The sequence below is a fragment of the Nocardia sp. XZ_19_385 genome, from assembly GCF_015355755.1.
GTDB lineage: Bacteria > Actinomycetota > Actinomycetes > Mycobacteriales > Mycobacteriaceae > Nocardia.
On sequence record NZ_JACVEE010000001.1, the window covers coordinates 1,958,344 to 1,983,782 of the forward strand.

The window sequence follows — 25,439 nt, forward strand, 5'->3', positions numbered from 1 at the left end:
AGGCTGGAAGTTATGAGTGAGTTGTCGCATGTCGATCGTGAGGGCCGGGCCCGCATGGTCGATGTGAGTGCGAAGACCGAGACCACCCGGATCGCGGTCGCGGCGGGCGAGCTGCAGACCACCGCCGAGGTGGTGGCGCTGGTGCGGGCCGACGACATGCCCAAGGCCGACGTGCTGTCCACCGCGCGCATCGCCGGGATCATGGGCGCGAAGAAGACCTCCGAGCTCATCCCGCTGTGCCATCAGTTGGCGCTGTCATCGGTGAAGGTGGAGTTCGGGTTCACCGACACCAGCATCACCATCGAGGCCGCGGCCAAGACCAGGGGCCAGACCGGCGTCGAGATGGAGGCGCTGACCGCCGTCGCGGTGGCCGGGCTGACCCTGCACGACATGGTCAAGGCCGTGGATCCGGCGGCGACACTGAACGGCGTCCGCCTGCTCGCCAAAGAGGGCGGCAAGCACGGACATTGGGAACGCCCGGACGAAAACGGAAGCGGCACAGTCCAACCCGAGGCCGTCGAATCCGAGGACAGCGCAAGCGAATCCGGTGACCCGCTGGAGCAGCTGCACGAGGCGCACCGCCGCGATCCGGAGACCCCGGAGGCCGGATCCGCGGTGGTCCTCGTCGCCTCGACCGGCGCGGCCGCCGGCACCCGGGACGACACCACCGGCCCGGTGCTGGTGGATTGGCTTGCCGGACTGGGCTTCTCGGTGCGTGGACCGCTCGTCTACGCCGACGCCGACATCTCCTTCGGCCTGGCCGACGCCCTGCGCTTCGAACCGGACCTGGTGATTTCCACCGGCGGCACCGGCGCCTCCCCCACCGATGCCACCCCCGAGGCCACCCTGGCCCTGCTCGACCGGGAACTGCCCGGCGTCGCCGAGGCGATCCGGCAGCGCGGCACCGCGAAGTTCCCGCTGGCCGCGCTCAGCCGCGGCGTCGCCGGACTGGCCGGGCGCTCGGTGGTGGTGAACCTGCCGGGTTCCCCAGGCGGGGTGAAGGACGGCATCGCGGTCCTCGAACCGCTCCTCGATCATCTGCTCGCGCAAGTAGCCGGAGGCGGCAACCATGAGTGAAACAGCCGTAAGAGTCGCCCGGATCAGCGATCAGCTGCTCGATCCCGCCGAGGTGGAGCAGGCGGTGACCGGGCCGGCGCACGGCGCGGTCGTCGTGTTCACCGGCAAGGTCCGCGATCATGATGGCGGACAGACGGTTTCGGCGCTGGAGTACTCCGCGCACCCGGATGCCGAACGCTTCCTGCACAAGTGCTGCGCCGAGGTGGCGGCCGCATCCGGGCTGCCGGTCGCGGCCGTGCACCGGGTCGGCCCGCTGGGCATCGGCGATCTCGCGATCGTCGTCGCGGTCGCCGCCCCGCACCGCGCCGAGGCTTTCAGCGTCTGTGCGGAGCTGGTGGACCGGATCAAGCACGAGGTGCCGATCTGGAAGCGCCAGCTGTTCGCCGACGGCCTCTCCGAATGGGTCAACGCCTGCGGTTGACCCCCCTTGATCCGGTGGCCGGATTCCGGTCGCCGGGTTAACGTCGTCCCAGGGTGTCCACCGGTGGTGGCAGGAGGGCGTATGGGTTCCAATCAGGTTTTGCTGCTTCGATTCGTCATCACCCAACTCGTTGCCGCGGGGCTGGATCGCGGGCACCTGGTCCGGGATTCCGGCTTCCCCGAATGGGCGCTGGAGACCGGCCCGGATTTGCATGTGCCCAGCGCGATCCTTACCCGGCTCTGGGAACTCGCCGAACACGGCACCGGCCCCGACATCGCGCTGTGGGTGGGGCAGCGCTACGAGCTGAACCGGCTGGGGCTCTACGACTATCTGTTCTCCTCGGCGCCGACGCTCGGGGCCGGATTGGCGACCTGCGATCCGTACATCACGGCGGTCTCCACCAATCACCGATTCGAGTTGGTCAGCGGCGACCGGGAAACCAGCCTGCGCCTGAGCATGTTCGAAGGCGAGGGCCGCGGTCGCGACCTGACCCTGCAGTTCGGACTGGCCGGCGTGCTGCACCGCGCCCGTCGCACGCTCGCCACGCCGGTGGCCCCGATCCGGGTATCGCTGCGGCAATCGGCACCGCCCGATCTCGAGCGGTGCGCCGAGGTATTCGGCACCACCGCACTGGAATTCGACGCGGACGAGGACTGCCTCACCTTCCGCACCGAGGACATGGCGCTACCGCTCACCACCGCCGACCCGATGCTCGCCGCGGTGCTGCGGCCGCTGGCCGAGGCGCTGCCGCCACCGCCGGCACTGGCCGCCGGATGGTCACAGCTCGTCGCGAAGGCGCTGGAGGAGGCCCTGTCCGAGGGCGAGGTGTCGCTGGAGCTGGTAGCGCACCGGCTCGCCATCAGTCCACGCACCCTGCAACGTCGCCTGCGGGAAGCGGACACCACGTGGCGTACGGAACTGGACCGGGCGCGCGGCATCCGTCTGCGGCAGGCCACCACGGCAGGACAGCTGAACCGAGCGCGCCAGGCCCAGTTACTCGGCTACGCGAACGCGGACTCGATGCGCCGGGCCGCGCGCCGTTGGTCGCACGCGGAGCCCGGGTGAACCCGGTCCAGGTTCGCGCAGCGTCCGGTGCGCCGGGGTCTGTGCGTCGTTGCACAGGCCCCGGCTCGCCGGACAGAGCTCAATTCTCATCGGCGCCGGAGCGGCTCGACAGGGACCAACGCGCCAGGGTCCGGGCGAACGCGCCAACTTTCGATCAGTGCGGGGTGTAGCGCCAAACACTCAGCAACGCTTGCGGATCCAGCGGTTCGCCGGCGGTGTGGACGGTGTCCCGCAGGCGTTTCAGCGCGGTTTCGGCGTCCAGGCCCGCGCCGATCAGCACCAGCTGGGTAGTGCGCGGTTCGCCGCGGGACCACGTGCCCGGTTCGAAGACCAGATGGTGGCCGACCATGTGGAACAAGAACTTCCGGTGTTCTCCGGCCACGGCGAAGGCGGCGAAACCCTTGGCGCGGAACAGTCCGGCGGGCGGATCCTCCAGGAAGTCGACGAAGCGGCGCGGATCCAATTCCTGTTCGCTGCTGAAGGACACGCTCGTGTAGTCGTCGTGCAGATGCCGGTGACCCGGGTCGTCATGGTCGTGGTCGTGCTCGGCGAGCAATTCGTCGAAGCTCAATTGCTCTGCCACCGTGCGGGTTTCCCGCAACGGCTCGTCGAAGAGCAGACCGGGCTCGATACGACCGTGCGTGGTGGCGTAGACCGGAACCTGCCCGACCAGCTCGGTGACGTCGCCGCGCAGGCCCGCCAGCTCCTCGGCCCGAACCCGGTCGGCCTTGTTGAGCACCACCAGATCCGCGAGCCGCAGGTGCTTGGCCAGCTCCGGATGCTGGGCCCGGCTGGCCGGAAACTGCTCGGCGTCCACGACTTCCACCAGGCCGCCGTACCGGATGCGCGGATTCTCGCTGGCCACGACCATCCGGATCAGATTGCGCGGCTCGGCCAGGCCGCTGGCCTCGACCACGATCACATCGATGCGGGCGCGCGGTTCGGACAGTTTCGTGAACATGTCGTCGAGCTCGGAAACGTCGACCGCGCAGCACACACAGCCGTTGCCCAGCGACACCATGGCATCGACCTGCCCGGCCACCAGCATGGCGTCGATATTGATGGCCCCGAAGTCGTTGACCACCACCCCGATCCGGGTGCCCCTGGTGTTGCGGAGCAGATGGTTGAGCAACGTGGTCTTCCCCGATCCGAGAAAACCGGCCACGATCAGAACAGGAATCCGCTCAGCCACCCGCAAGAGCCTAGTAGAACCAGAAACGCCGGACGCCACGGTCGGAGGGTGAGCTCCGAGAGGCGTCCGGCGGTCCGGGCGGCCAGGACAGGTCGCAGATCTACTTGGCGGGACCGAGCAGGGTGCTCGCCAAGGTGTAGGCCAGGTTGATCAACTCCGAGGTGATCGCGGAGTTGTCCATGCCGAACGAGCGGATCAGCGGGAGCAGCAGCTGCATACCGGCATTCAGGAGCGTGCTGGTGTCCAGCTGTTCGGTGCCGGGCTCGGTCTGCTTCTGGTTCTGGCCCTGGGTACCTGGGGCCGGGCAGCCCGGGACCTTCGCCGCGCCCGGAGTCGTCGGGCACCCCGGGGCGGCCTGCTGACTCTGGCCCTGGTTCTGGGTGCCGGGCGAGGTCTGACTCTGACCCTGGTTCTGGGTGCCAGGCAAGGACTGACTCTGCCCCGGGATGCTGGGCGAGGTCTGGCCCTGGCCCTGATTCTGGATGCCAGGCGAGGTCTGACTCTGGCTCTGTCCTTGATTCAGCGCGTCCGGCGAAGTCTGGCTCCCGCCCTGGCCCTGGATGCTGGGTGAGGTCTGACTCTGACCCTGGTTCTGACTGCCAGGTGAGGTCTGACTCTGTCCTTGATTCAGCGCGTCCGGCGAGATCTGGCTCTCGCCCTGGTTCTGGATGCCCGGCGAGGTCGGGCTCTTGTCCTCGAGCCTGCCCGGCGCTGCCGCATAACCCTGCGACATCGGCGTGCCCGGCACCGGCGGCAAGGGGGACGCCTCCGGCACGACCTGCGGCACATTTTCAGCTGTGATGGGCGCGCGCTGCGGCTGCGTGAGGACCGGGGCGGCGGGCGCGCTGTCCGCCGAACCCGTGCCGCCCGGCGGAACGCCGAGCAGATAACTCGCCAAGCCCGTGGTGATCGCGACGGCGTGGCGCAGCTGACCCGCCTCGCTCTCCAGCATCGACGCGTCCTCGGGGTTCGCCCCGTTGCCCATCTCGAGGAACACCGTCGGCACCGTGGCCAGCGCCGGCCCGGCCACATCGGCGCGGGTCTGCAAACCTTCTTGCACTCCGGCGTAATTGGCGGCCGGGAAGCCGGCGTGCAGGTAGGCGTCGCGCACCAGCTTCGACGCGGTCAGGCCCGCGGCGGACTGGGCCTGCTCGACCGCCGGATCCGGGATCGGCAGCTGCGGCACGATGAGGTGGAAACCGTGCGCTGTGGGTGGGGCGCTATCGGCGTGGATGCTCACCGCGACCGCGGCGCCCGAGGCATTGGCGGCCCGGGCCCGGTCGTCGACGCACCCACCCCAGCCGCTGTCGTCGTTGCGGCTCAGCACGACCTGCGCGCCGAGGCTCTCCAGTGACGCCTTGACCAGCTGGGCAACATTCCAGTTGATGGTGTGCTCGGGGATGCCGTTCACGGTGACCATGCCGGTGGTCTGGCAGTCCTTGGTGCCGCCGCGACCATTGTCTACCTGGCGCGACAGGTTCTCACCATGGTTGGGTCCCTGATGGCCCGGGTCTAGGAAGATCGTCTTGCCGAGCAGTTTCGTCGCCATCTCCGCGGGCGCCGGAGCGGCGTGCGCGGCGGCGGGCAACAATCCGGATATCGTGGCCACGACCGCGGCCGCCACGCCTGTGCAAAGACCAGTTTTCAGAGTGCTTGGCTTCATGTGCGGTGTCGGTGCCCCGGGACGGAGCACCCCTCCCTTCCCACTAGTAACACCAGACTCAATGGTTCACTCTGGCAACATACGCCACAGCGTGCAAGCACCTTTACCGAACTGTGATTGCCTATCCGTGCTGGTCAGGCGGCCAGTACCCGGGTTGCGATCACACCAGATCGCGCGGAATCCGGCGCTGCCAGTTCTGCGAATACACCCGCTTGCGCACCGCCCGCGGATCCCCCGGCGCATCCTCCAGCTCGAAGGCATCGAGCTGGGCATCCAGCACGAAGTCCGCGGCGGTACACCGCAATACGGTGTTCGTGACGACCTCGGTACGCCAGTCGTCGCGCTCGAACCGGCGCAGCGTCCGGGTCTCACCGCGCACCGAGGTGACGTCGTTGTCGCGGAAGCTGAACCACTCGGTGGTCGCGCCTCGCACGAGGGTGCCGACGTCGTCGAGGGCGAGGGTGCCCTGGTCGTTTTCGATCTCGAGGGTCGACACGCCGCTCGCCAGGTCCCGCTCGACCTTCCAGTGATGCTTACCCGGTTCGACTCGGGTAACGGGCGCTTCGGGCGCGGCCTCGGGAGGCTCGAACGGGCGCAGCCGATCGTCGTCCTCGCGAGGTGGCCGGTGCGGCAAGGTCAGTGCGCTGCGTCCGGTGGTGATCGTCAGCATCGCCGGCTCCGGGGAGGGCCACGCCAGTGGCCAGTACGACGAGGACACCGACAGCCGGATCCGATGCCCGGCCGGGAAGGAGTGCGCCAAGCCATTGAGCGGCACGCGCACTCGATATGCCCGGCCGGGTTCGAGCGGTTCCGGTGACGCGCTGCCGTCCCGATGGGTGAGGTTGAGCAGACCGTAGGTCACCCGGGTCGCCTCGCCGTTGGGTGCGACGTCGGACAGCCGGGCCGCCACCATCGCGTTCGGCCGATCGGCCGCCACCTCGAGCTCGAGCGCCGGTAGGCCGAGCACCTCGAAAGTCTGCTCCAGCGCATCTGTTTCGAAGACCAGGGAACCGCCGTCCTCGTCGCGTTGATCGGAGGGCAGATCCGGTGTCGCCGCATATGAGGCCCACTTGCCCGCGAACATGCCGACGCTCAGCGGTGACTGCACCGATAGGCCGCGCTCCTCCGGGCCGGGGTCTTCGGACAAGGAGTATCGGCCGAGGCCGAAACGGCGCGGTTCGACATTCGGTGCGGGCCACTGCGGTTCACCCACCCAGCGCCCGGGGCGGTCGGCATAGGACGGATGCGGCGAGATGCTGTCCTGCATCCAGGCGCGCAACATCGGCTCGTCCATGATTCCGGTGTCGCGGCCCTTGAGCCAGTGGTCCCACCAGCGGACCAGCTCCTGCAGGAAGCCGATCGCCGGTCCGGGCACGCCCAGATGCGGGTACTTGTGGCCCCATGGTCCGATCAGACCGCGACGCGGCACCTCCAGATGCTCGAGCAACCGGAAGATCGCGTTGGTGTACCCGTCGGCCCAGCCGCCGACCGCGAGGACCGGGCAGCGCACGGCGCTGTAGTCCTCGTTGACCGAGGCCCGCTTCCAGTAGTCGTCGCGGTGTTGATGCTCGAGCCATTGTTCGATCCACAATCCGCTGCCCGCGAGGCGTTCCTGCCACATCTCGCGCCAGCGGTCCCCGACGATCGCGGGATCGGGCGGCAGGCTGTTGAACGCCAGCATCACCGTCGCTTCGGACAGATTGTCCGAGAGCAGGCAGCCGCCCATGTAGTGCATGTTGTCGACGTACAGATCTTCCGTGGCGGACGCGCTGACGATCGCTTTCAGCGCGGGCGGCCGGCGCGCGGCGACCTGCAGGCTGTTGAAACCGCCCCAGGAGATGCCCATCATGCCGACGTTGCCGTCGCACCACGGCTGCGCGGCAAGCCATTCGATGACGTCACAGGCATCGTCGTGCTCGGCCTCGAGGTACTCGTCGCGCAGGACACCGTCGGAGTCGCCGCTACCGCGCAGGTCGACGCGCACGGCGACATAGCCGTGACCGGCGAGATACGCGTGGTTGAGCGAGTCGCGCGCCCGGGTGATGTCGCGCTTGCGATAGGGGATGTACTCGAACACGGCGGGCAACGCCTCGTCGGTCACCGGCCGCCACAGCCGGGCCGCGAGCCGCGTTCCGTCGCGCATCGGAATGAAGACGTTTTCGGTGACGCGCACCTCATAGGGGAACGATTCGACCGTGTGCACTCAGACGACCTCCTCGAATTCGAACGTCAGCGCCCCGAGACAGTCCTGATAGCGCTGCTCGAGCGCGGCGTGATCGGCCGCGCCGATGTACAGGGTGGCCAGCTTGTATCGGTAGGTGTCCTGGTCGGACAAGTCGGACAGGCGATCGCCGCGTGCCACATCGATCTGGACGACTGTGCCCGGGAAGCGCCGCTGTAGCGCGGCGATTTCGTCCTGGCCGGGCACGCGGGTGACGACACCGTCCTCGTACCGGGGCACCATGCACTGCGCCGCGACCGCGAATTCGCCCTTGCGCTGCGGCATTTCAGGGCGACGGCCCAGGGCGACATCGATCGCGACGGCATGGTTGGAAACACCGTCCACCTTGGCGAACAGGTCACTGTGCGACTGCGAGATGCGCGTGTTGACCTCGATCAGCCAGAGCTTTCCGGTGTCGGCGTCCCACATGAACTCGGAGTTGAAGCAGCCGTTGTCGTAGCCCGCGTGGCGCAGGTAGCGCTCGGTGACGTCGATCATCTGCTGCTGCACCGACTCCGGGATCGACCGGGCGGGATAGTCGAGGTGGGCGAAGCTGTGGCCGGTCGAGTCCTTGCGCATATCGAACACGCCGTGCACCTGGTACTCGCCGCGGAACATCGAACCCTCCGGCGCGGCCTGGGTGCCGGTGACGATCTGCTCGGCGAGGCAGGTCCGGGCGCCGGCGGCGCGGACCTCCTCGGGCACGTCCACATGGGCCAGGGCCTGGTCGAACGGGTCCGCGATCCGGCCGATCTCGGCTCTGATGCGCTTGGTCGCGGCCGCGAACTCGTCGGGCGTGGAGATCACGAAACCCAGTTGGGACGAGTGCGATTTGATCGGCTTCACCCAGAACGGGAACGGCACGTCGATCTTGTCCAGCGCGTCGGGATCGAAGGGATCGAAAGCGCAGAATTCCGGCACGCATTCCGGGACCGATTCACGCTGCAACACCCGGCTCCACAGCTTGTGCTCCGAACGGATCACGCTCTCCAGACTCGGCGTCGGCAAACCGTATTCGGCTGCCAGGATCGGCACGATCACGCTGGTCGGAAAGTCCCAATGGGCGATGATGGCGTCGACCTCGCCGTCGAATGCGCGCAGTTCGGCGCGGGCACGGTCGAGCAGATTCTCGAAGTCGAACTCCTCGGCTCCGACCAAGGTTTGGTAATCGAGCAGCTGGTGCAACCGCATCCCACCGGGGATGTCGACCGTGCCGATCTCACCGCGTTGCAGGTCTGTCAGGGCAGGAACGAAAACATTCTTCGGCATCTTTCGGGGCTAACCGGGCCAAGCATTCTGAAACACTCGCTACCGCGATCGACTGGCAACCGTCATGTCGGCGATCACGCGGCCAGTGGGAGGCGACGCAAGGCCTGCAGGGCGTAGTACACACGGGTTTTCACGGTCCCGACCGGGACTCCGAGCTCGGCCGCCACCTCCCGGTAAGCGCGGTCACGCAGGATCACCTCGGTCACGGCCTCACGTTGCACCCGAGGCAGGCGGGCCAGTAGATCGTCGACAACCAGGCCGTCGATCAGGCCGTCCGCGAAGTCCGGGCTGGCGTGCCGCATATCGATCAGTTCCCCGTGCTCGGACCACTCCGCGTCCACCGGCCGGGCGGCGCGGGCCCGGCCCATATCGATCAGCACGTTGCGCTGGATCGCGAGCAGCCAGGTCCGCACGCTGCCTTTGCTCGCGTCGAAGCGGGCGCACGCGCGCCAGGCCCGCAGCAGCGTCTCCTGCACCGCCTGCTCGGCCAGCCCGGCATCGCCGAGACTGCGCATGGCGCGCCAATGCAGCAGCGCGCGATCGGCTTTCAATACCGATGAGATGCCCTGCTCGGTACACAAGCCGGCGCAGGTGGTGTCACAACCCTTCACGCCATCGATATCGCGGCGCAGCGCCCGAATGACAACCGAAGTTGTGAACACAAATGAGCCGGTTAGGGCTTGTGCACGTGACCGAAATCTCCCGAATCGACAGCGGCTATGAACGAACTCTGGTATTTCTGACCGCTGAGGTCGGGCCCGATTCGCGAAGAAAGAGAACAGATCATGCGTGCACGCACGTTCGTGGTCGTGGGGGCGATGGCGTCCGCGATGACCCTGTCCATGTCCGGAGTGGCGGCGGCCGAGCCCGCGACCACCATGCCCGAGGACGGCCTCTACCTGGTCGGCGTCGATATCGTGCCCGGCACCTGGGAGGCGCCCGGCACCCCCGACCTCGCCCACGGCTGCGACTTCCGGCGGCTGTGGAAGGTGGAGGGCGACAACACGAATCAGTACTACATCATCGGCAACGACTTCAGCCGGGTCCGGCCGATCCGCACCGTGATCAAACCGACCGATGTGGCGTTCAAGACCACCAACTGCGGGCCCTGGCAACTGGTTCCCACCAAGCCCAGCACAGGTTCGTTCGGCGGCTGAGACAGTTAGGGTCCTCGTATGACGAGGACCAAAATTCTGATCACCGGAGCCAGCGCCGGACTCGGCGCGGGCATGGCGCGCGAGTTCGCGGCCAAGGGGCGCGACTTGGCCCTGTGCGCACGGCGATTGGACGCGCTGGAAGCGTTGCGCACGGAACTGACTGCCGCCCATCCGAATATCACCGTCGCCGTCCGGGCGCTCGATGTCGACGATCACGCGGCGGTGCCGCGGGTCTTCGCCGAGCTCCGGGACGACCTGGGCGGACTGGACCGGGTGATCGTGAACGCGGGCATCGGCAAGGGCGCACGCATCGGCGGCGGCCGCGCGGACGCGAATATCGCCACCGCGACAACGAATTTCGTGAGCGCGCTGGCGCAGGCCGAGGCCGCCATGGAGATCTTCCGGGCGCAGAACGCGGGGCATCTGGTGCTGGTGTCCTCGATGAGCGCGGTGCGCGGGCTGCCTGGCAAGAAGGCCGCGTATTCGGCGAGCAAGGCCGGGCTGGCCGCCTTGGGCGAGGCGCTGGCGGTGGAGCTGGCGAAATCCCCCATCGCCGTGACGACGTTGCTGCCGGGGTTCATCGCCACCGACATGGCGGCCAAGGCCGGCGACGCGAAACTGGTCGCGCCGCTGGACAAGGGCGTGGGCGCGATGGTGCGGGCGATCGAGAAAGAGCAGGTCCGGGCGTGTGTGCCGGAATGGCCGTGGCGGCTGTTCGACGTGCTGCTGCCCCGGTTACCGGGATCGGTGATCGCCCGGATGGGCTGATCGTTCCTTTAAGGGTGTTTTAAGGGCCTGTCAAGTACCCCAAGGCATTGTTCTTATCAACCGGCAGGGCCTGCTCCAGGAGGGGGGAGCAGGGCCACCGGGGAAACGAGAAGCTCGACGGCACAAACCAGTGCCGCCGAGCTTTTCTGTTTTCGGCCCCTTCAGCCGAGCATGACCAGAGCTGCCGCGCCGAGAAAGACGCCCTGCACCAGGGTTCGCACCGGCAGCGGCATCGTCTTGATACCCAGGTCGGCGCGGGCAGCCCGGATGTTCGCGGGAAACATCGCGATCATCATGAGCGCCAGGCAGATTGCCGCGAGCTTCGAGGTGGCCGGGATCAACAGGCCGATCGCGCCCGCGATTTCGAGCACTCCGGTGAGCGTGACCCACACCCCGGGATTGGGCAGTTGCGGCGGAACCATCGCGACCAGGGCGCTGCGGCGCGGTTCGGCGAAGTGCGCGGTGGCGGTGAGCAGGAACATGGCGGCCAAGCCCACGGTGGCGGCGTGCGCCCACGAATCGAGCCAGGCGATGTCGCCGAGCCAGCCGGTGAGGCGGGCGATCGCGGTGATGACGGCGAGGACGAGCAGCGGTGCCATCGGGTTCTCCTGAGCTGTGGCAGTGGATCTTGACAGTGGCTAGATTAAGCTCGGCGCGCATAACTTGTCAATGGCTAGATTGGCGGTCATGATCGAGGCATGGCAAAGAGCAGCTACCACCACGGCGACCTGCGGGCCACGATCCTGGCCGCCGCCGCCGAGCAGATCGCGACCGAGGGCGTGGACGCGGTGTCGTTGCGCGGACTGGCCCGCCGGGCCGGGGTCTCGCACGCGGCGCCCGCACACCACTTCGGGGACCGGGCAGGGTTGCTCACCGCTTTGGCGATCGAGGGCTTCGATCTCCTGGGAGCCGAATTGACCGCCGCGGGAACCGATTTCCGGGAGGTCGCGGTCGCCTACGTGCGGTTCGCGCTAGGCCATCCCGGGCACTTCGATGTGATGTATCGCCGAGACCTGTTGCGCGGCGACGATCCTGAGCTCGCCGCGGCCCGGAACCGATCCGGTACCGCCCTGCGCTCGGGGGTGGCGGAACTGGCGCCGGCGCGGACCCGGCAGCGTCAACAGGCCACCCAACTCGCGGCCTGGTCGCTGGTCCACGGCTTCGCGTCGCTGTGGCGGGAAGGGGCGCTACAGAATTCGGCGCTGGCCACCACCGGCGATCCGGAGGCGCTGGCCCGCGAGATGCTGGCCACCGTCCAACTCGATTGAGCCGCAGGCGGTTTTTATCTGTGATAGGCAGAACCATGCAAGTCCATGCCTATCCGACCGATGCCACCGTCCCGGTGCAACTCCCCGAGGCCGAGCGGATCGCCGCCTCCCACCTATCGGATCCGGGGGATGCGGCAGGCGGCGTCGAGCACGTGGTCACCGAATTCGACTCCTGCTTCACGGTGGTGGCGATCGTGCGCAGCACCGCCGACCAGACCATCGCACCCCCACTGACGCCGGTGTCGGTCATCGACAAGGCCACGGGGGCTGTCTCATACTGGCCGAGTTACCCGGTCACAGTCGTCGCCGAACGCTATGGCGCGGCACTCGCCGACAATGGTCTGATCGTCGAGGACGAATGGCCGGGTGCCGCCGGGGGCTGAGCGAGCCACCGCGGGCATTGGGAGGGGACCATGAGTTCACCAGCCGCGTCCGGGGATCCGGCCGCCGAGATCACCGATCGGGTTGGCCGTATCCTGCACGCTCTGCTGCCGGACGAGGCCGTACGGATCCGCGCGGTCGGCGACGTCGGGGACGAGTGGGCGCGCACGACCATCGAATTCGATGACGGGACAGGAGTTTTCCGCGCTTTGGCGCTCGACCGGCTGCCCGTCTGCGACGCCAGATCGATCACCGGCGACATGATGGCGCTGCATCGACTGATGGACGACTACGAACCGTGGGACAGCTTCGTCATCACGGTGGACCGAAGTGGTTGCGTGACAGTCGATTACGATTCAGAAGGACGGTGAGCGCGAACCCGTCGGCGGTCCTGGTCGGTGTCGAGCATCCGCAGGCTCTCCATCAGCGCCGCGCCGATGTCCAATTCCTCGGACCACCATTGGGCGGATCGGATCGGCAGACCGCGCGGGCGGTACCTCCGCATGATCTGGACGTGATCGGGCAGGCTCATGAACTCCGCCAATCCCTTGTCATCCGCCCAGATCGACAGCGACCCGACCTGGCGTCGGGCGGGCCGGAAATAGGTCAGCACTCCTACGGCACCCTCGATTTGGGCCAACTGATCGCCGAGCCGCTCCGAGGCGCGCCAGATGGCCGGGATATCGGTGGGATGCTTTATCGTGTACTGGGTCATGCTGATCATGAGCGGGCCACCAGCCGGGATCGCACGGCCGGGCTTCCACCCGCTGTTGAGCACTAGATCGGCAAGCGGCGAGCCGGCCGCTCGGCGCCGCCACCAGGTCTGCCATGGCAGCCGAATATCGAGCAGATTTCGCTTGGGTGTGCGTGTCAGTTCCATTGCCGGTCAAGGGCGCATCCATCCGCAGCGCGGATCTATCGCCCCCGTCCTCCTTCCGAGCTTGCCTTCGAATCGGCACCAGATGGGGCCCTTCGATACGTGACCGAAGAGGCGCAGAATCATCTGCGCACGATGACGATAAGCACTTGCTTACCATCTGTCAATGACGCGTCTTCTCAATGGAGCCTGCTTCGAGCTTTAGGCGTTCAGATAGGCGCGGATACGTTCGCGATCGTCGTCGGTTGCCGGAAGCTGAACCACCAGAAGCAGTTCCGGGTTCTCCACCGGCCGTAGCTGGAACAGCTCCAGATCGATCGGGCCCGCTTCGGGATGATCGATGCCGATGGTGGTGGGGCGGAAATCCTGCACTGGATACTCCAACCACCAGGTGCGGAATTCCGCACTTGCAGCGCTCAATTCGGAAACCACCTGGGTCAGCCGCGGGTCCCCCGGGCTGTTGCCGAGCAACACCCGGAACTGGCTCAGGATCGCCCGCGCGGCGGGTTCCCAACGGCGCATCATGGCGCGGTTACGTTCGTCGGTGTACATCCACCACAGCAGATTCCGGCGTTCCGGAGGCAAGGCGGCCGGGTCGGTCCGGATCCGGCTGAACGCCGTGTTCCAGACGACGAAGTCCAGGCGGGCGTCGTGCACCACCGCCGGCGTCGGACAGAGTGCGTCGACCATCCGCTGTAGTCGTGAGATCTCGTCTCCGACTTGATATTTCACCACCGGGTCGGCCAGCCCGGCGAGGCGTCGGAGCTGCCGATGCTGCACCGGCTCCAGGCGCAAAGCCCGCGCCAGGGCGTCGACCACCTGCGGGCTGGCGGCGATCTTGCGGCCCTGCTCCAGCCAGGTGTACCAGGTCAGGCTGACTCCGGCGAGCTCGGCGACTTCCTCGCGGCGCAGACCCGGGGTGCGCCGGCGGCCGGGCAGCAGGTCGCCGGGCAGGCCGACGTCGGCGGGCCGCAGTCGGGAGCGGTGTGCCTTGAGGAAGTCGGCCAGCTCGGCGCGATGGTTTTTGCTCATCCCGAGATCCCTTTATGGGTAGCAGTATTGGTGCCAGGACCAGACCGCTACCCGTCTCTAACGTTCTAGTCATCGGGTGATCGAGCACCGATCACCACAGACAAGGAGCATGACATGAGTAACGACAAGGGACCGGTTCTGGTAATCGGAGCGACCGGGCAGCAGGGCCGGGCAACCACCCAGCAGCTGCTCGAACGAGGTTGGGGCGTGCGGGCTTTCATACGCGACCCGGAGGCGCCCGCGGCGCAGGCACTGCGTGCGGCGGGTGCGGAGCTGTCCGTCGGCGATCTCGACGACATCGACTCGGTGCGGACCGCCATGACCGGCGCATACGGGGTCTTCATGATGCTGACCATGATGGAAGGCGTCCACATCACCGCCGAAGGCATTGCGGCAGAACAGCGCCGGGGCAAGGCGGTGGTCGAGTTGGCGAAGGAACTCGACATCGAGCACTTCGTCTACAGCTCACTCAAAGGCGCGGGCGAGAACTCCGGAGTGGAGTACTACGCGGCCAAGGAAGCCATCGAGGGCTACATCACCGAGGCCGAGCTCCCCGCGACCATCCTGCGGCCGGTGTTCTTCATGGACAACTTCAACACCTTCAACCGGCCGGTCCGCAACGAGAACGGCGACATCCTGGTGAATCTGGCGGTGCGGCCCGATATTCCGATGGAACTGATCTCCGTGCACGATATCGGCGCGTTCGCCGCTATCGCCTTCGACCGTCCCGCGGACTACCTGGGCCGCACCGTGCCCATCTCCGGCGATCGCCTGACACCCCCGCAGATTGCCGAGGTCTTCGGCCGGATCACGAATCTCCCCGCCCACAGCAACCAGATCCCGGTCGAGCAGGTCAAGGCCTTCGATGAGCAGGTCGGAAAGATGTTCGCCTACTTCAACGAAGGCGCTGGCGCGCCCATCGACACCGCGCCCCTGCGCGAACACCACACGGATCTGATGGATCTCGAGACCTGGTTGCGCACGAACAACTGGAAGCCGTGACCGTGCGGTCAGTCGAGCAGGGCCAGCAGGTGGTGGGCGTCGTCGAGCAGGTTGTCCACCGAGGCGGAGACGTAGGTCAGGTCGATGAAGAAGTCGTCGAAGCCGGACTGCCCGGCGGTGCGCCGCACCGCGTCCGCGACATGCTCGAGCGGAGTGCCCGACTTGACGTTGACCCGAACGATGGTCTCGATTGCTCCCGGATCACGGCCCGCCTGCTCGGCGGCGTGGTCGACCACTCCGCGCAGCTTGCGCAGCTGGACGCCCCACTCCGGCGGACCGGGCACCGGCACCACCGGCAGCCAGCCATCGCCCCGGCGGCCCACGCGTTCCATCGCCGCCGGCGTGAAGGCGGCGAGATGGATTGGCGGGCGCGGCTTCTGCACGGGCTTCAGCTCGGTGCGGTGGCGCGGCACCGACACCAAGCTGCCGGAGTATTCGGCGGGATCGGTGGTCCAGATGGCTTCCAGAGCGTCCAGCGTCTGCTCCAGCCGGGCGCCGCGCTTGGTGAACGGCACCCCGGCCGCCTCGTATTCTTCAGGCGACCAGCCGATTCCGAAACCGGGGATCAGCCTGCCGCCGCTGGCCACGTCCAGCGTGGTCAGCGCCCGCGCCAGGATCGCGGGCGGATACAGCGGCGCGATCAGCACATTCGCGCCCAGGCGCACCCGTTCCGTGGCCGACGCGGCCAGCGCGAGGGTCAGGAACGGGTCCAGCACCTGATTGAATTCCGGTGGGATGGTGGCGGACCCGGCGTAGCCGACCTTCGGGTCGGTCGCCGCCATCAGGCGGTCGCCCACCCAAAGGCTGTCCGCGCCCGCCTTTTCCATCGCCGCGGCGAACTCGGGGATCCGGGCCGCCTCCCGCGCGTGCGCACCGAGCTGCGGTAACGAGAAACCGATCTTCATGGCACTGTCGTACCAGGTTTGTCAGGCCAGCGCCTTGGCGGGTGCGGTGGGGCCGGGAACCGGGGGGTCGATGTTCTCCACATCGGGAACCTCGGTGCCGCGCAGCGACGTTCCGGCGGTCTCGCGCAGGAACGTCCAGGCCACCAGGCCGATCAGCGAAGCGCCGATCATGTACGCCGCGGGGAACAAGGCCCAGCCGGTCTTCTCGATGACCGCCTCGTTGACCAGCGGCGCGGTGCCACCGAACGCGGCCGTGGACACGTTGTAGCCGAGCGCGAAACCCGCGTAGCGCACATGCGTGGGGAAGATCGCCGGGAACGTGGAGCTGATGGTCGCCAGCTGCGGCACGTAGAACAACCCGAGCACGATGAAACCGATGACGGCCCAGACGATGCCCTTACCCATCAGCCAGTACATGGGCAGCGCGAGCACCATCAAGCCGATCAGCGAGACCAGCCACATCGGACGCCGGCCGACCCGGTCGGACAGGGCGCCGAAGAACGGCAGCACCACCATCATCACCAGCTGACCGATCAACATCATCGCGGTGGTGGTGGAGTCGCTGACGCCGATGGTGTTCTGCAGATACGTCGGCTGATAGGTGAGCAGGGTGTAGTTCACCACGTTCAGGGCCACGACCAGGCCGATCAGCGTGAGGGTCTCACGCCGGTAGGTGGTCAGCACCTCGCGCAGGCCACCCGGCGGATGCGGCTGGTCGGCCACCTCCTCGAACACCGGGGACTCGTCCAGCCGGGCGCGCAGATACCAGCCGATCAGGCCGAGCGGCACCGCGATCAGGAACGGGATCCGCCAGCCCCAGTCGTGCATGGCGTCCGTACCCAGGACCAGCTGACAGGCCAGCACCACGGCCGAACCACCGACGAAACCGAACAGGGTGCCGAATTCCAGGAAGCTGCCGAAGAAGCCGCGTTTGCGGTCGGTGGCGCATTCGGCGAGATAGGTCGCGGCGCCGCCGTATTCACCGCCGGTGGAGAAGCCCTGCACGACGCGCAGCAGGATCAGCAGAATCGGGGCGGCGACACCGATGGAGGCGTGCGTGGGGATCAGGCCGATCGCGCCGGTCGCGGCCGCCATCAGCAGAATCGTGGTGCCCAGGACCGCTTTGCGGCCGATCCGGTCGCCGATGGGGCCCCAGACCATGCCGCCGAGCGGGCGCAGCAGGAAGGAGACGGCGAAACCGAGCATGGTGCCCAGGGTGCCGAGCTCGCCGGGGAAGAACGCGTCCGTGAGGTAGGTGGCGGTAGCGGCGTAGACGCCGTAGTCGAACCACTCCGTGGCGTTGCCCATCGCCGACGCGGTGACGGACTTGCGCAATTGTTGCTTGGACTCCGGACTGTCCGGTTCAGCGGCTATGGACGCGGTCATTCGTACCTCCTTCGGCCCGCTCCCCCGCGGACCTAACTCGGTTCTCCCCGGCCGGGCCTCCCGGATTTCGAGAGTGCACGGCACCGAACCAACCGTTACCCAGGTTTGCTGGATAGCAAACCCGGGGGTCACCGGGGAGGGTTGGATCCCATGCGTTCTGACCTGCCGAGTCCAGTCCAAATGTGAGCCCGGTCATACCAATGCGTCAGCCTGGCGCCCGAAGATCGACCCGATGGCTAATCGCGAGCGTTGGGCCGGCGCTTTCGACCCACGGCGGCCACGAGGACGGCAGCCGCACCCAGGGCGACGCAGAGCCAGCCGAACCAGTCGCCGAAACGGGCGTAGACGGTCCTGGATTCGGTGAGCGGCAGGGTGGCGAGTGCGGCGCTGGTGACGTCGATTCCGGTCTCCGCGGTGGCGCGGATACGACCGCGGGCATCGCTTGCCACATGTTCGCCGAGCTGGGGTGCGCGAGCCACCGCCACACCCGATTCGACGCCGCGCAGGACCGCCATCCGGCTGTGCAGCCAGGCGTCGTCGGTGAAATCGAGGGCGGGCACCAACATCAATGTCGCGCCGCGGCGAGCGTTCTCGCGGACCAGAGCGGGCCGGTCCAGGTCGAAACATATGGCCAGAGCCCATGGTTGACCAGGAACCTGCTGCCACTCGCTGCCCGGCTCGAGTTCGTCCTCCAAGCCGGTGATCAAGTAGTGCTTGGCGTACTCGACACCCGACGGGTAGTCGATCGCGGCATTCACGCTGCGACCGTCGCGGGTAAGGATCAGACCCGCGACGATATGGATGTCCCGGCGGGTCGCGACCTCGGTCAGCGGAGCGGCGAGCACCGGCAGTGTGGATTCATCGGCACGCCAGGCCTTTTCCGGGAGCACGACCACTTGCGCGCCTTGGTCCGCGAGCCGTTCGACCTCGGTGACGACGCGGCTGATCATGTCGCGGCCCGCGGGCGAATCGACCGGAACGTATTCCGGCGGCTGCGAAACCGCGAGCAGGCCCACCCGCACCGACTTCCCGGGCTGCGGCAATGCCAGCTGCCAGATGCCGAACGCGCCGACGGCCACCAGCACGGCGGCGGCCACAGCGCCGACACGGATCCTCTGCCGCCGGGTTGGCCCCGAAGTCAGAATCGCGCCGATTGCGGCCGGTACCAACAGGATCAGGAAACTGATGCCCCACGGACCGGTCAGCGCCGCGGTCTGGATCAACGGCAGCACACCGACCTGGGTGTAGGCGATACTCCACCACGCGCCGAACAGCCCGGTCAGCGAGAGCAGGAATTCGTAAGCGACCCAGGCCGCCGGGAACGCCGCCACGGCGAGGCCCGTGTGCCCGCGCAGGAGCAGCGCACGCCACAGCGCCACGGCCCCGCCGTACACCAGGGCGGAAATACCGATCAGCGCAACGGCATTGGGCACCGGCTGCTCGAGGGTCACGACCAGGTACGACCAGAAACTCACCAGCGCCCCGGCCAGCCAGGACCCGAGCCCGAGGACGAACGCCACCTTCGCCGGCACCCGCGCCGCAACCAGCAACACCGGCAGCGGCGCGAGGACCGCCAAGCCAGGCACCGGATTCAAACCGAACCCGAAGCGCCACAGCACCGCCGACACCACGGCCGCACCGGCCGCCCACCACCACTTCATTGCACGTCCCTCCAGATCACCTGGAGGGATCTTCATGGGGCGAATCGCATGCCCGCATCACCCTGGAGTGCTAGATCCCGGGGATTACGCCCCCGTGCATCGATCAGAGCAGGTCCGCGCCGCACTTCGGGCAGGCACGAAGCCGGTAGAACGGGGATTCCGCGGGCAGGCAACGATCGCAGAAACCGGAGCGGCACAGCGTGCAGGTGAGGAAGCGGACGGCGAAGTGTTCGGGGTCGGCACGCGCCACGGGGTTGCCGCCGGGGATCACCGAGATCGAGAGCATGCGACGGCAGCCGTCGCCTGCGCAGAACCGGACGGCCATGGTGCCAACCCTCCCCGAGTAGTTCACCTTTCTACTTGTGGAATCGGTTGCGCTACAGCGGTGTTACATAAGCTCCGGCGATTCCACCGTCCACGAGGAATTGCGACGCGGTGATGAACGACGCGTCGTCGCTGGCGAGAAACGCCACGGCAGCGGCGATTTCCTCGGGCTCGGCGAACCGGCCCACCGGGATGTGCACGAGGCGGCGGGCGGCGCGTTCGGGGTCCTTGGCGAACAGTTCCTGCAGTAGCGGGGTGTTCACCGGCCCGGGACACAGGGCGTTGACGCGAATGCCCTGCCGCGCGAATTGGACACCGAGTTCGCGGCTCATGGCGAGTACGCCGCCCTTGGAAGCGGTATAGGAGATCTGCGAGGTGGCCGCGCCCATCACCGCGACGAAGGAGGCGGTGTTGATCACCGACCCCTTGCCGCGCACCAGCATGTGCTCGATGGCGTACTTGCTGCACAGGTACACCGAGGTCAGGTTCACCTCCTGCACCCGCCGCCAGGCGTCCAGCCCGGTGGTGAGGATCGAATCATCTTCCGGCGGTGAGATGCCCGCGTTGTTGAAGGCGATATCGAGGCCGCCGTAGGTGTCCACGGCGGTCTGGAACATGGCCTGCACCTGGGTTTCGTCGGTGACGTCGACCTTGACGAAAATGCCGCCCGCTTCCGCGGCGGCGGCTTCCCCGGTGCCCGCGTCGATGTCGGCGACAACGACTTTCGCCCCTTCGGCGGCGAAGCGCCGCACCGTGGCGAGACCGATTCCACTGCCGCCGCCGGTTACGACGGCGACTCGATCCTGTAAGCGCTGCAACACTTCTCCTTTACTGAGTGGCGATGAAGACGTTTTTGGTTTCGGTGAAGGCGAGGGCCGCATCCGGGCCGAGTTCGCGGCCGAGGCCGGACTGCTTGTAGCCACCGAACGGAGTCCAGTACCGCACCGAGGAGTGCGAATTCACCGACAGGTTGCCGGCTTCCACCCCACGGGATACGCGCAGGGCGCGGCCGACATCGTTGGTCCAGATGGAGCCGGACAGGCCGTACTCGGTGTCGTTGGCGATGCGCACCGCGTCGGCTTCGTCGTCGAACGGGAGGACCGCGACGACGGGGCCGAAAATCTCCTCGGTGAGCACGCGGTCGGTGGGCGCGTCCGGCAGCACAACCGTTGGCGGATACCAGAATCCGGGGCCTTCGGGCATGGCGCCGGTGAAGGCGACCTTGGTCGACGGTTCCAGAAACCCGGCCACCCGATCGCGGTGGGCGGCCGAGATGAGCGGTCCCATCTCGGTGGCATCCGCGGCCGGATCGCCCACCCGGACACCCTGCACGGCAGGTTCCAGCAATTCGAGGAAGCGATCGAAGACGCTGCGCTGCACCAGAATTCGGGACCGCGCACAGCAGTCCTGACCGGCGTTGTCGAACACGCCGTAGGGCGCGGTGGCGGCCGCACGTTCCAGGTCGGCGTCGGCGAACACGATATTGGCGCTCTTGCCGCCCAATTCGAGCGTCACGCGCTTCACCTGGTCGGCGCAGCCCGCCATGATCTGCTTGCCGACCTCGGTGGAACCGGTGAAAACCACCTTGCGCACACCGGGGTGGGTGACGAACCGCTGCCCCACCACCGAACCCTTGCCCGGCAGCACCTGGAAGACGTACTCCGGCAGACCCGCCTGCAACGCGAGCTCGCCGAGCCGGATCGCGGTAAGCGGTGTCAGCTCAGCGGGTTTCAGCACCACGGCGTTGCCCGCGGCCAGCGCGGGCGCGAATCCCCAGGCCGCGATCGGCATCGGGAAGTTCCAGGGGACGATCACGCCGACCACGCCGAGCGGTTCGTGGAAGGTGATGTCCACACCGCCCGCCACCGGAATCTGGTTGCCCAGCAGACGTTCCGGCATCCCGGCGGCGAAGTGCAGCACGTCGCGGGCGTTGCCCGCCTCCCAGCGGGCATTGCCGATGGTGTGCCCAGCGTTGGCGACCTCCAGCTGCGCGAGCTCCTCGAGATTCGCGTCGATCGCCTCGGCGAACCGGCGGAGGATACGAGCGCGGTCTCCCGGCGCCACCTCACGCCAGTCCTTCGCCGCCCGCTGCGCGCGTTCGATCGCGGCGTCCGTTCCTGCCGCATCCACGAGCTCGACTGTCGCTACGACCTTTTCGGTCGCCGGATTGATCACCTCGGTAGTCGTCACGACACCGCTCCCTTCGGCACTCTCGCCATTACCTGTTCGTCGTTTGGCAGGCCGCCACTGTGTTCTACCGGATAGGCCGCGGACGCTCACCCAGGGTCCCGGCGCGCAACCGCGGCCTCGACCAACGCCCGCATCAGCCGGTCATCAGTGGTGTTCGCCTCCGGGTGCCACTGCACACCGAGCAACAACGGATCGCCGGGGACCTCGATGGCTTCGATGGCGCCGTCGGCACTGTGCGCGGTGGCGGTCAGCCCGGGGGCCAGCTGCTCGATCGCCTGGTGGTGGTGACAGTGCGCCTTCACCTCCGGCCCGAGGAGCGCGGCAATACGGCTGCCCGCCGTGGTCAGCACACGCATCACGGTGAAGGAATCGGGGCCGCCCGAGTGTTCGTCGTGGCCGACCACATCGGGGAGATGCTGAATCAGCGTGCCGCCCAGTGCCACATTCACCAGCTGGAGTCCACGGCACACCGCCAGAATCGGCAGATCCGCCGCACGAGCCAGGCTGAACAGCTCGAATTCCGACTCGTCCCGATCAGGCCGGGAGTAACCGAGAGCCTGTTCCAGCGGCCGCCCGTAGCGGGACGGCTCGATGTCGGCGCCGCCGGTCAGCACCAGACCGTCGAGCCGCTGCACCAGCTCCGGGCGCGCGACACCGACGGGCGGCAGCAGTACCGGGATACCGCCCGCGCGCTCGACCATGGCGGCGTAACCGATGGGCAGGACGGCGCTTTCGGTATCCCAGGTGCCGAACCGGGCCCGCTCCCGGTAGGTGGGCAGGCCGATGAGCGGACGCCGGTCAGAGCCGTTCGAATCCACGAATGCGCTCCCAATCGGTGACAGCGGCGTCGTAGGCGTCCAGCTCGACTCGCGCCGCGTTTCGGTAGTGGTCCACCACATCATCGCCGAAGGCGGTGCGCGCGAGCTTGCTCTCCCCGAACAGCCGAGCCGATTCCCGCAGTGTGTTCGGCACCCGGGGCCGCTGGGAACGGTAGGCGTTGCCGTGGAATTCTGGTTCCAGCGGCAGGCGGCGCTCGATGCCGTGCAGGCCCGCGGCGATGGTCGCGGCCACCGCGAGGTAGGGGTTCACGTCGCCGCCGGGGATCCGGTTCTCCATGCGCAGCGACGGCCCGGAACCCACCACCCGCAGCGCGCAGGTTCGGTTGTCCCGGCCCCACGCCAGCGCGGTCGGCGCGAAGCTGCCTGCCGCGAATCGCTTGTAGGAGTTGATATTCGGGGCCAGAAAATAAGTGAAGTCCCGTAGGCAATCCAGCTGCCCGGCCAGGAAATGCCGCATGAGCGCGGACATCTCGGTAGTTTCGTCGTCGTCTGCGAACACCGACCCGCCGGCGGTACGGCGCAGGCTCAGGTGGATGTGGCAGGAATTCCCTTCCCGCTCATCGTATTTCGCCATGAAGGTGAGGCTGCGGCCCTCCTGCGCGGCGATCTCCTTCGCACCGGTCTTGTAGATGCTGTGGTTGTCGCAGGTGACCAGCGCTTCGTCGTATTTGAAGGCGATCTCGTGCTGACCGGGGTTGCACTCGCCCTTGGCCGACTCGACATAGAGTCCCGCGCCGGCCATTTCCCTGCGGATGCGGCGCAGCAACGGTTCGATGCGGGAGGTGCCGAGCATGGAGTAGTCGACGTTGTATTGGTTGGCCGGGGTCAACTTGCGATAGCCGCTGTTCCAGGCGGATTCGTAGGTGTCGTCGAACACCAGGAACTCCAGCTCGGTGCCGACATAGGCCGTCAGGCCGTGCTCGGCCAGCCGATCCAGCTGCGCTCGCAGCACCTGCCGGGGCGAGACCGATACCGGCGTGCCGCTCGGCTGCACCTGCTCGACATCGCAGAGCACCAGCGCGGTCCCGGGCAACCAGGGCAGCAGCCGCAACGTGCTCAGGTCGGGGCGCAACACGAAATCGCCGTAGCCGGTGTCCCACGAGGACATGGCGTATCCGTCGACGGTGGTCATGTCCACGTCCACGGCGAGCAGATAGTTACAGGCCTCGGTCGCGTGCCCGATCACCTCGTCGAGGAAATACTGTGCGGCGCAGCGCTTTCCCTGCAATCGGCCCTGCATGTCGGTCATCGCGACCAGGACGGTGTCGATCTCCCCCGACTCCACCCGCACCCGCAACTCCGCCAGTCCCAGCATCCCCGATCGCATCCCAGGCCCCTCTCGGCGTCCAATCCGCTGCTCACGCTAAAGGAATTCCGGCCGCTCCGTAGGACGGACACGAAATTCCCCGCCGCCCGGCTGTCGCATCCGCCAATCACGCCCCCGCGCTCGATCCTCAGGTTCGGAGATAACCAGCATTGTTCCCCGCAGATGCGGATGTAGAGTCCTTCCCGTGTCGTATTTGCGGATCAGCGAGGCTGCGGCGCTGCTGGGTGTCAGCGATGACACGGTGCGGCGCTGGATCGACCAGGGCAAACTCACCGCGATCCAGTTGGAGAACGGGCGCAAATGGCTGAGCGGGCGCGAGCTGGCGGAGTTCCTGCGCACCCGTGCCGACGCGCCCGAGCCCGGCGTGACGGTGGCGGCCTCGGCCCGCAACCGGATGCGCGGGATCGTGACCCGGGTCGTCAAGGACCGGGTGATGGCGCAGGTGGAGATGCAGGCCGGTCCGTTCCGGCTGGTGTCGTTGCTCAGCGCGGAATCGGTGGAGGAGCTCGGGCTCGAGGTCGGCAGCATCGCCGTCGCGTCGGTGAAGTCGACACATGTCGTAGTGGAGATACCGGAAAGTTGACGATGACGATGACGCGTACGGGCGTGGTGATGGTGACGGCCGGATTGGCTGCCGCGCTGGTGACGAGCTGTGGATCCGACGATTCGGCCGCAGCCGGGGATCAGGTGACGGGCAAGGTCACGGTCTTCGCCGCGGCCTCGCTCACCGAGACGTTCAAAGAACTCGGAGCCCAGTTCGAGGCCGCGCACCCCGGCGTAAAGGTCGCCTACAGCTTCGGCGCGAGCTCCGCGCTCGCCCAGCAGCTGCAGCAGGGCGCACCCGCCGATGTATTCGCCTCGGCCGCACCCAAAAACATGCAGCAGGTGGTCGACAACGGCGAAATCACCGTCAGCCCGGTCACTTTCGTGCGCAACCGGCTGGAAATTGCGGTCCCCAAGGGGAATCCGGCCCGCATCACCGGGCTCGCCGACTTCGGCAAGACCGAACCGAAACTCGCGCTGTGCGCGGAGCAGGTGCCATGCGGGGCGGCCGCCGCGACCGTCTTCCAGGCGGCGGGTGTCACCCCGCAGCCGGATACCCGCGAGACCGACGTCAAGGCGGTGCTGACGAAGGTGACGCTCGGCGAAGTGGACGCCGCTCTGGTCTACCGCACCGACGTCCAGGCCGCGGGCAACAAGGTCGAGGGAATCGACTTCCCCGAGTCCACCAAGGCCGTCAACGACTACCCGATCGCGCCGCTGGCCAAGGCCCCCAATCCGGCGACCGCCGCCGCCTTCGTCGAGTTCATCCGCTCGGAGAAGGCGCGGGCGGTGTTCACCGCGGCCGGATTCGACGCACCGTGAACCGTGTCGTCCGGCGAGCCTGCTTGGTCGGGGGCGCTTGCACTGGTGA

At 67.5% G+C, this 25,439-nt stretch carries 27 protein-coding genes; 11 read left to right on the top strand and 16 right to left on the bottom strand.

The features are described from left to right. The first annotated feature begins 12 nt into the window (after positions 1 to 12). From moaCB to IBX22_RS09240, 3 genes are all read left to right on the top strand, one after another. The gene (gene moaCB, locus IBX22_RS09230; protein WP_194814883.1) at positions 13 to 1,077 is read left to right on the top strand and encodes a bifunctional molybdenum cofactor biosynthesis protein MoaC/MoaB; all 1,065 of its coding nucleotides are present in this window, start codon (positions 13 to 15) and stop codon (positions 1,075 to 1,077) included. Beyond that, positions 1,070 to 1,498 carry a molybdenum cofactor biosynthesis protein MoaE gene (locus IBX22_RS09235; RefSeq protein WP_194814884.1) on the top strand — a complete coding sequence of 143 codons (429 nt, stop codon included), beginning with the start codon at positions 1,070 to 1,072 and terminating at the stop codon, positions 1,496 to 1,498. The genes moaCB and IBX22_RS09235 overlap by 8 nt, the downstream gene beginning before the upstream one ends. Before the next feature lie 81 nt (positions 1,499 to 1,579). Then, positions 1,580 to 2,563: an AraC family transcriptional regulator ligand-binding domain-containing protein gene (locus IBX22_RS09240; protein ID WP_194814885.1), complete on the top strand. Its 984-nt coding sequence runs from the start codon at positions 1,580 to 1,582 to the stop codon at positions 2,561 to 2,563. 154 nt (positions 2,564 to 2,717) lie between these two features. On the opposite strand, the gene IBX22_RS09245 is transcribed toward IBX22_RS09240, so the two are convergent. The 5 genes from IBX22_RS09245 to IBX22_RS09265 form a co-directional block, all read right to left on the bottom strand. Further along, positions 2,718 to 3,755, bottom strand: a complete 1,038-nt coding sequence (locus IBX22_RS09245) for a GTP-binding protein (RefSeq protein ID WP_194814886.1) — start codon at positions 3,753 to 3,755, stop codon at positions 2,718 to 2,720. Between the two features lie 100 nt (positions 3,756 to 3,855). Continuing rightward, positions 3,856 to 5,364 (bottom strand): N-acetylmuramoyl-L-alanine amidase, encoded by a 1,509-nt coding sequence (locus IBX22_RS38510; protein WP_375540210.1) that lies wholly within the window; start codon positions 5,362 to 5,364, stop codon positions 3,856 to 3,858. A 214-nt stretch (positions 5,365 to 5,578) separates the two neighbouring features. After that, positions 5,579 to 7,621: a CocE/NonD family hydrolase gene (locus tag IBX22_RS09255; protein WP_194814888.1), complete on the bottom strand. Its 2,043-nt coding sequence runs from the start codon at positions 7,619 to 7,621 to the stop codon at positions 5,579 to 5,581. Further along, on the bottom strand, positions 7,622 to 8,908 hold the full coding sequence (locus IBX22_RS09260) for an acetyl-CoA carboxylase biotin carboxylase subunit family protein (protein ID WP_194814889.1): 1,287 nt from the start codon (positions 8,906 to 8,908) through the stop codon (positions 7,622 to 7,624). 74 nt (positions 8,909 to 8,982) lie between these two features. Then, positions 8,983 to 9,471: a sigma-70 family RNA polymerase sigma factor gene (locus IBX22_RS09265; RefSeq protein ID WP_375540228.1), complete on the bottom strand. Its 489-nt coding sequence runs from the start codon at positions 9,469 to 9,471 to the stop codon at positions 8,983 to 8,985. Between the two features lie 222 nt (positions 9,472 to 9,693). Here IBX22_RS09265 and IBX22_RS09270 point away from each other — a divergent pair, with 222 nt between their 5' ends. Together IBX22_RS09270 and IBX22_RS09275 are read left to right on the top strand one after the other, a co-directional pair. After that, entirely contained in the window at positions 9,694 to 10,065 is a 372-nt protein-coding gene (locus IBX22_RS09270; protein WP_228538265.1) for a hypothetical protein, read from the top strand. An 18-nt stretch (positions 10,066 to 10,083) separates the two neighbouring features. Further along, positions 10,084 to 10,833: an SDR family oxidoreductase gene (locus IBX22_RS09275; protein ID WP_194814890.1), complete on the top strand. Its 750-nt coding sequence runs from the start codon at positions 10,084 to 10,086 to the stop codon at positions 10,831 to 10,833. Positions 10,834 to 10,994: 161 nt separating this feature from the next. Here the strand turns inward: IBX22_RS09275 and IBX22_RS09280 are convergent, their stop codons facing one another. Then, the gene (locus tag IBX22_RS09280; protein WP_194814891.1) at positions 10,995 to 11,432 is read right to left on the bottom strand and encodes a DoxX family protein; all 438 of its coding nucleotides are present in this window, start codon (positions 11,430 to 11,432) and stop codon (positions 10,995 to 10,997) included. A gap of 99 nt (positions 11,433 to 11,531) precedes the next feature. Here IBX22_RS09280 and IBX22_RS09285 point away from each other — a divergent pair, with 99 nt between their 5' ends. From IBX22_RS09285 to IBX22_RS09295, 3 genes are read left to right on the top strand one after another with little or no spacing between them, the layout of a single operon-like run. Then, positions 11,532 to 12,101, top strand: coding sequence for a TetR/AcrR family transcriptional regulator (locus IBX22_RS09285; protein ID WP_194814892.1), 570 nt, complete (start codon positions 11,532 to 11,534; stop codon positions 12,099 to 12,101). Positions 12,102 to 12,136: 35 nt separating this feature from the next. Further along, entirely contained in the window at positions 12,137 to 12,484 is a 348-nt protein-coding gene (locus IBX22_RS09290; RefSeq protein ID WP_194814893.1) for a hypothetical protein, read from the top strand. Between the two features lie 30 nt (positions 12,485 to 12,514). Continuing rightward, entirely contained in the window at positions 12,515 to 12,853 is a 339-nt protein-coding gene (locus tag IBX22_RS09295; protein WP_194814894.1) for a hypothetical protein, read from the top strand. Here IBX22_RS09295 and IBX22_RS09300 read toward each other — a convergent pair. Together IBX22_RS09300 and IBX22_RS09305 are read right to left on the bottom strand one after the other, a co-directional pair. After that, positions 12,832 to 13,362: a hypothetical protein gene (locus IBX22_RS09300; protein WP_194814895.1), complete on the bottom strand. Its 531-nt coding sequence runs from the start codon at positions 13,360 to 13,362 to the stop codon at positions 12,832 to 12,834. The two genes, IBX22_RS09295 and IBX22_RS09300, sit on opposite strands and share 22 nt — an antisense overlap. Positions 13,363 to 13,560: 198 nt before the next feature. Beyond that, entirely contained in the window at positions 13,561 to 14,391 is an 831-nt protein-coding gene (locus IBX22_RS09305) for a helix-turn-helix transcriptional regulator (RefSeq protein WP_194814896.1), read from the bottom strand. A gap of 114 nt (positions 14,392 to 14,505) precedes the next feature. Here IBX22_RS09305 and IBX22_RS09310 point away from each other — a divergent pair, with 114 nt between their 5' ends. Beyond that, entirely contained in the window at positions 14,506 to 15,393 is an 888-nt protein-coding gene (locus IBX22_RS09310) for an NmrA/HSCARG family protein (protein ID WP_194814897.1), read from the top strand. Positions 15,394 to 15,401: 8 nt separating this feature from the next. On the opposite strand, the gene IBX22_RS09315 is transcribed toward IBX22_RS09310, so the two are convergent. From IBX22_RS09315 to IBX22_RS09350, 8 genes are all read right to left on the bottom strand, one after another. Continuing rightward, positions 15,402 to 16,298: a TIGR03619 family F420-dependent LLM class oxidoreductase gene (locus tag IBX22_RS09315; protein WP_194814898.1), complete on the bottom strand. Its 897-nt coding sequence runs from the start codon at positions 16,296 to 16,298 to the stop codon at positions 15,402 to 15,404. Between the two features lie 21 nt (positions 16,299 to 16,319). After that, positions 16,320 to 17,684, bottom strand: a complete 1,365-nt coding sequence (locus tag IBX22_RS09320) for an MFS transporter (protein WP_194814899.1) — start codon at positions 17,682 to 17,684, stop codon at positions 16,320 to 16,322. A 236-nt stretch (positions 17,685 to 17,920) separates the two neighbouring features. Continuing rightward, positions 17,921 to 19,381 (bottom strand): nitrilase-related carbon-nitrogen hydrolase, encoded by a 1,461-nt coding sequence (locus IBX22_RS09325; RefSeq protein WP_194814900.1) that lies wholly within the window; start codon positions 19,379 to 19,381, stop codon positions 17,921 to 17,923. Positions 19,382 to 19,448: 67 nt separating this feature from the next. Next, entirely contained in the window at positions 19,449 to 19,670 is a 222-nt protein-coding gene (locus IBX22_RS09330; RefSeq protein WP_194814901.1) for a hypothetical protein, read from the bottom strand. Between the two features lie 52 nt (positions 19,671 to 19,722). Next, positions 19,723 to 20,550 (bottom strand): 3-oxoacyl-ACP reductase, encoded by an 828-nt coding sequence (locus IBX22_RS09335; RefSeq protein ID WP_228538671.1) that lies wholly within the window; start codon positions 20,548 to 20,550, stop codon positions 19,723 to 19,725. After that, positions 20,498 to 21,859 carry an aldehyde dehydrogenase gene (locus tag IBX22_RS09340; protein WP_194814903.1) on the bottom strand — a complete coding sequence of 454 codons (1,362 nt, stop codon included), beginning with the start codon at positions 21,857 to 21,859 and terminating at the stop codon, positions 20,498 to 20,500. The genes IBX22_RS09335 and IBX22_RS09340 overlap by 53 nt, the downstream gene beginning before the upstream one ends. A gap of 86 nt (positions 21,860 to 21,945) precedes the next feature. Next, a complete protein-coding gene (locus tag IBX22_RS09345; RefSeq protein WP_194814904.1) occupies positions 21,946 to 22,677 on the bottom strand; it encodes a gamma-glutamyl-gamma-aminobutyrate hydrolase family protein in 732 nt (243 codons plus the stop codon). Next, positions 22,658 to 24,025: a glutamine synthetase family protein gene (locus tag IBX22_RS09350; RefSeq protein ID WP_228538266.1), complete on the bottom strand. Its 1,368-nt coding sequence runs from the start codon at positions 24,023 to 24,025 to the stop codon at positions 22,658 to 22,660. The genes IBX22_RS09345 and IBX22_RS09350 overlap by 20 nt, the downstream gene beginning before the upstream one ends. A gap of 184 nt (positions 24,026 to 24,209) precedes the next feature. Here IBX22_RS09350 and IBX22_RS09355 point away from each other — a divergent pair, with 184 nt between their 5' ends. Continuing rightward, positions 24,210 to 24,608 carry a molybdopterin-binding protein gene (locus IBX22_RS09355; RefSeq protein ID WP_194814905.1) on the top strand — a complete coding sequence of 133 codons (399 nt, stop codon included), beginning with the start codon at positions 24,210 to 24,212 and terminating at the stop codon, positions 24,606 to 24,608. A 2-nt stretch (positions 24,609 to 24,610) separates the two neighbouring features. After that, positions 24,611 to 25,390 (top strand): molybdate ABC transporter substrate-binding protein, encoded by a 780-nt coding sequence (gene modA, locus IBX22_RS09360; protein WP_228538267.1) that lies wholly within the window; start codon positions 24,611 to 24,613, stop codon positions 25,388 to 25,390. Positions 25,391 to 25,439 lie beyond the last annotated feature (49 nt).

Excerpts from the sequence above, each read along its gene's own strand:
- IBX22_RS09320 (WP_194814899.1), bottom strand. The coding sequence starts at position 17,684 with ATGACCGCGTCCATAGCCGCTGAACCGGACAGTCCGGAGTCCAAGCAA.
- IBX22_RS09310 (WP_194814897.1), top strand. The coding sequence starts at position 14,506 with ATGAGTAACGACAAGGGACCGGTTCTGGTAATCGGAGCGACCGGGCAG.
- IBX22_RS09325 (WP_194814900.1), bottom strand. The coding sequence starts at position 19,381 with ATGAAGATCCCTCCAGGTGATCTGGAGGGACGTGCAATGAAGTGGTGG.
- moaCB (WP_194814883.1), top strand. The coding sequence starts at position 13 with ATGAGTGAGTTGTCGCATGTCGATCGTGAGGGCCGGGCCCGCATGGTC.
- IBX22_RS09280 (WP_194814891.1), bottom strand. The coding sequence starts at position 11,432 with ATGGCACCGCTGCTCGTCCTCGCCGTCATCACCGCGATCGCCCGCCTC.
- IBX22_RS09335 (WP_228538671.1), bottom strand. The coding sequence starts at position 20,550 with ATGCGGCCCTCGCCTTCACCGAAACCAAAAACGTCTTCATCGCCACTC.
- IBX22_RS09305 (WP_194814896.1), bottom strand. The coding sequence starts at position 14,391 with ATGAGCAAAAACCATCGCGCCGAGCTGGCCGACTTCCTCAAGGCACAC.
- IBX22_RS09260 (WP_194814889.1), bottom strand. The coding sequence starts at position 8,908 with ATGCCGAAGAATGTTTTCGTTCCTGCCCTGACAGACCTGCAACGCGGT.
- modA (WP_228538267.1), top strand. The coding sequence starts at position 24,611 with ATGACGATGACGCGTACGGGCGTGGTGATGGTGACGGCCGGATTGGCT.
- IBX22_RS09350 (WP_228538266.1), bottom strand. The coding sequence starts at position 24,025 with ATGCGATCGGGGATGCTGGGACTGGCGGAGTTGCGGGTGCGGGTGGAG.
- IBX22_RS09285 (WP_194814892.1), top strand. The coding sequence starts at position 11,532 with ATGGCAAAGAGCAGCTACCACCACGGCGACCTGCGGGCCACGATCCTG.
- IBX22_RS09300 (WP_194814895.1), bottom strand. The coding sequence starts at position 13,362 with ATGGAACTGACACGCACACCCAAGCGAAATCTGCTCGATATTCGGCTG.
- IBX22_RS09330 (WP_194814901.1), bottom strand. The coding sequence starts at position 19,670 with ATGGCCGTCCGGTTCTGCGCAGGCGACGGCTGCCGTCGCATGCTCTCG.
- IBX22_RS09290 (WP_194814893.1), top strand. The coding sequence starts at position 12,137 with ATGCAAGTCCATGCCTATCCGACCGATGCCACCGTCCCGGTGCAACTC.
- IBX22_RS09295 (WP_194814894.1), top strand. The coding sequence starts at position 12,515 with ATGAGTTCACCAGCCGCGTCCGGGGATCCGGCCGCCGAGATCACCGAT.
- IBX22_RS09275 (WP_194814890.1), top strand. The coding sequence starts at position 10,084 with ATGACGAGGACCAAAATTCTGATCACCGGAGCCAGCGCCGGACTCGGC.
- IBX22_RS09240 (WP_194814885.1), top strand. The coding sequence starts at position 1,580 with ATGGGTTCCAATCAGGTTTTGCTGCTTCGATTCGTCATCACCCAACTC.
- IBX22_RS09270 (WP_228538265.1), top strand. The coding sequence starts at position 9,694 with ATGCGTGCACGCACGTTCGTGGTCGTGGGGGCGATGGCGTCCGCGATG.
- IBX22_RS09235 (WP_194814884.1), top strand. The coding sequence starts at position 1,070 with ATGAGTGAAACAGCCGTAAGAGTCGCCCGGATCAGCGATCAGCTGCTC.
- IBX22_RS09315 (WP_194814898.1), bottom strand. The coding sequence starts at position 16,298 with ATGAAGATCGGTTTCTCGTTACCGCAGCTCGGTGCGCACGCGCGGGAG.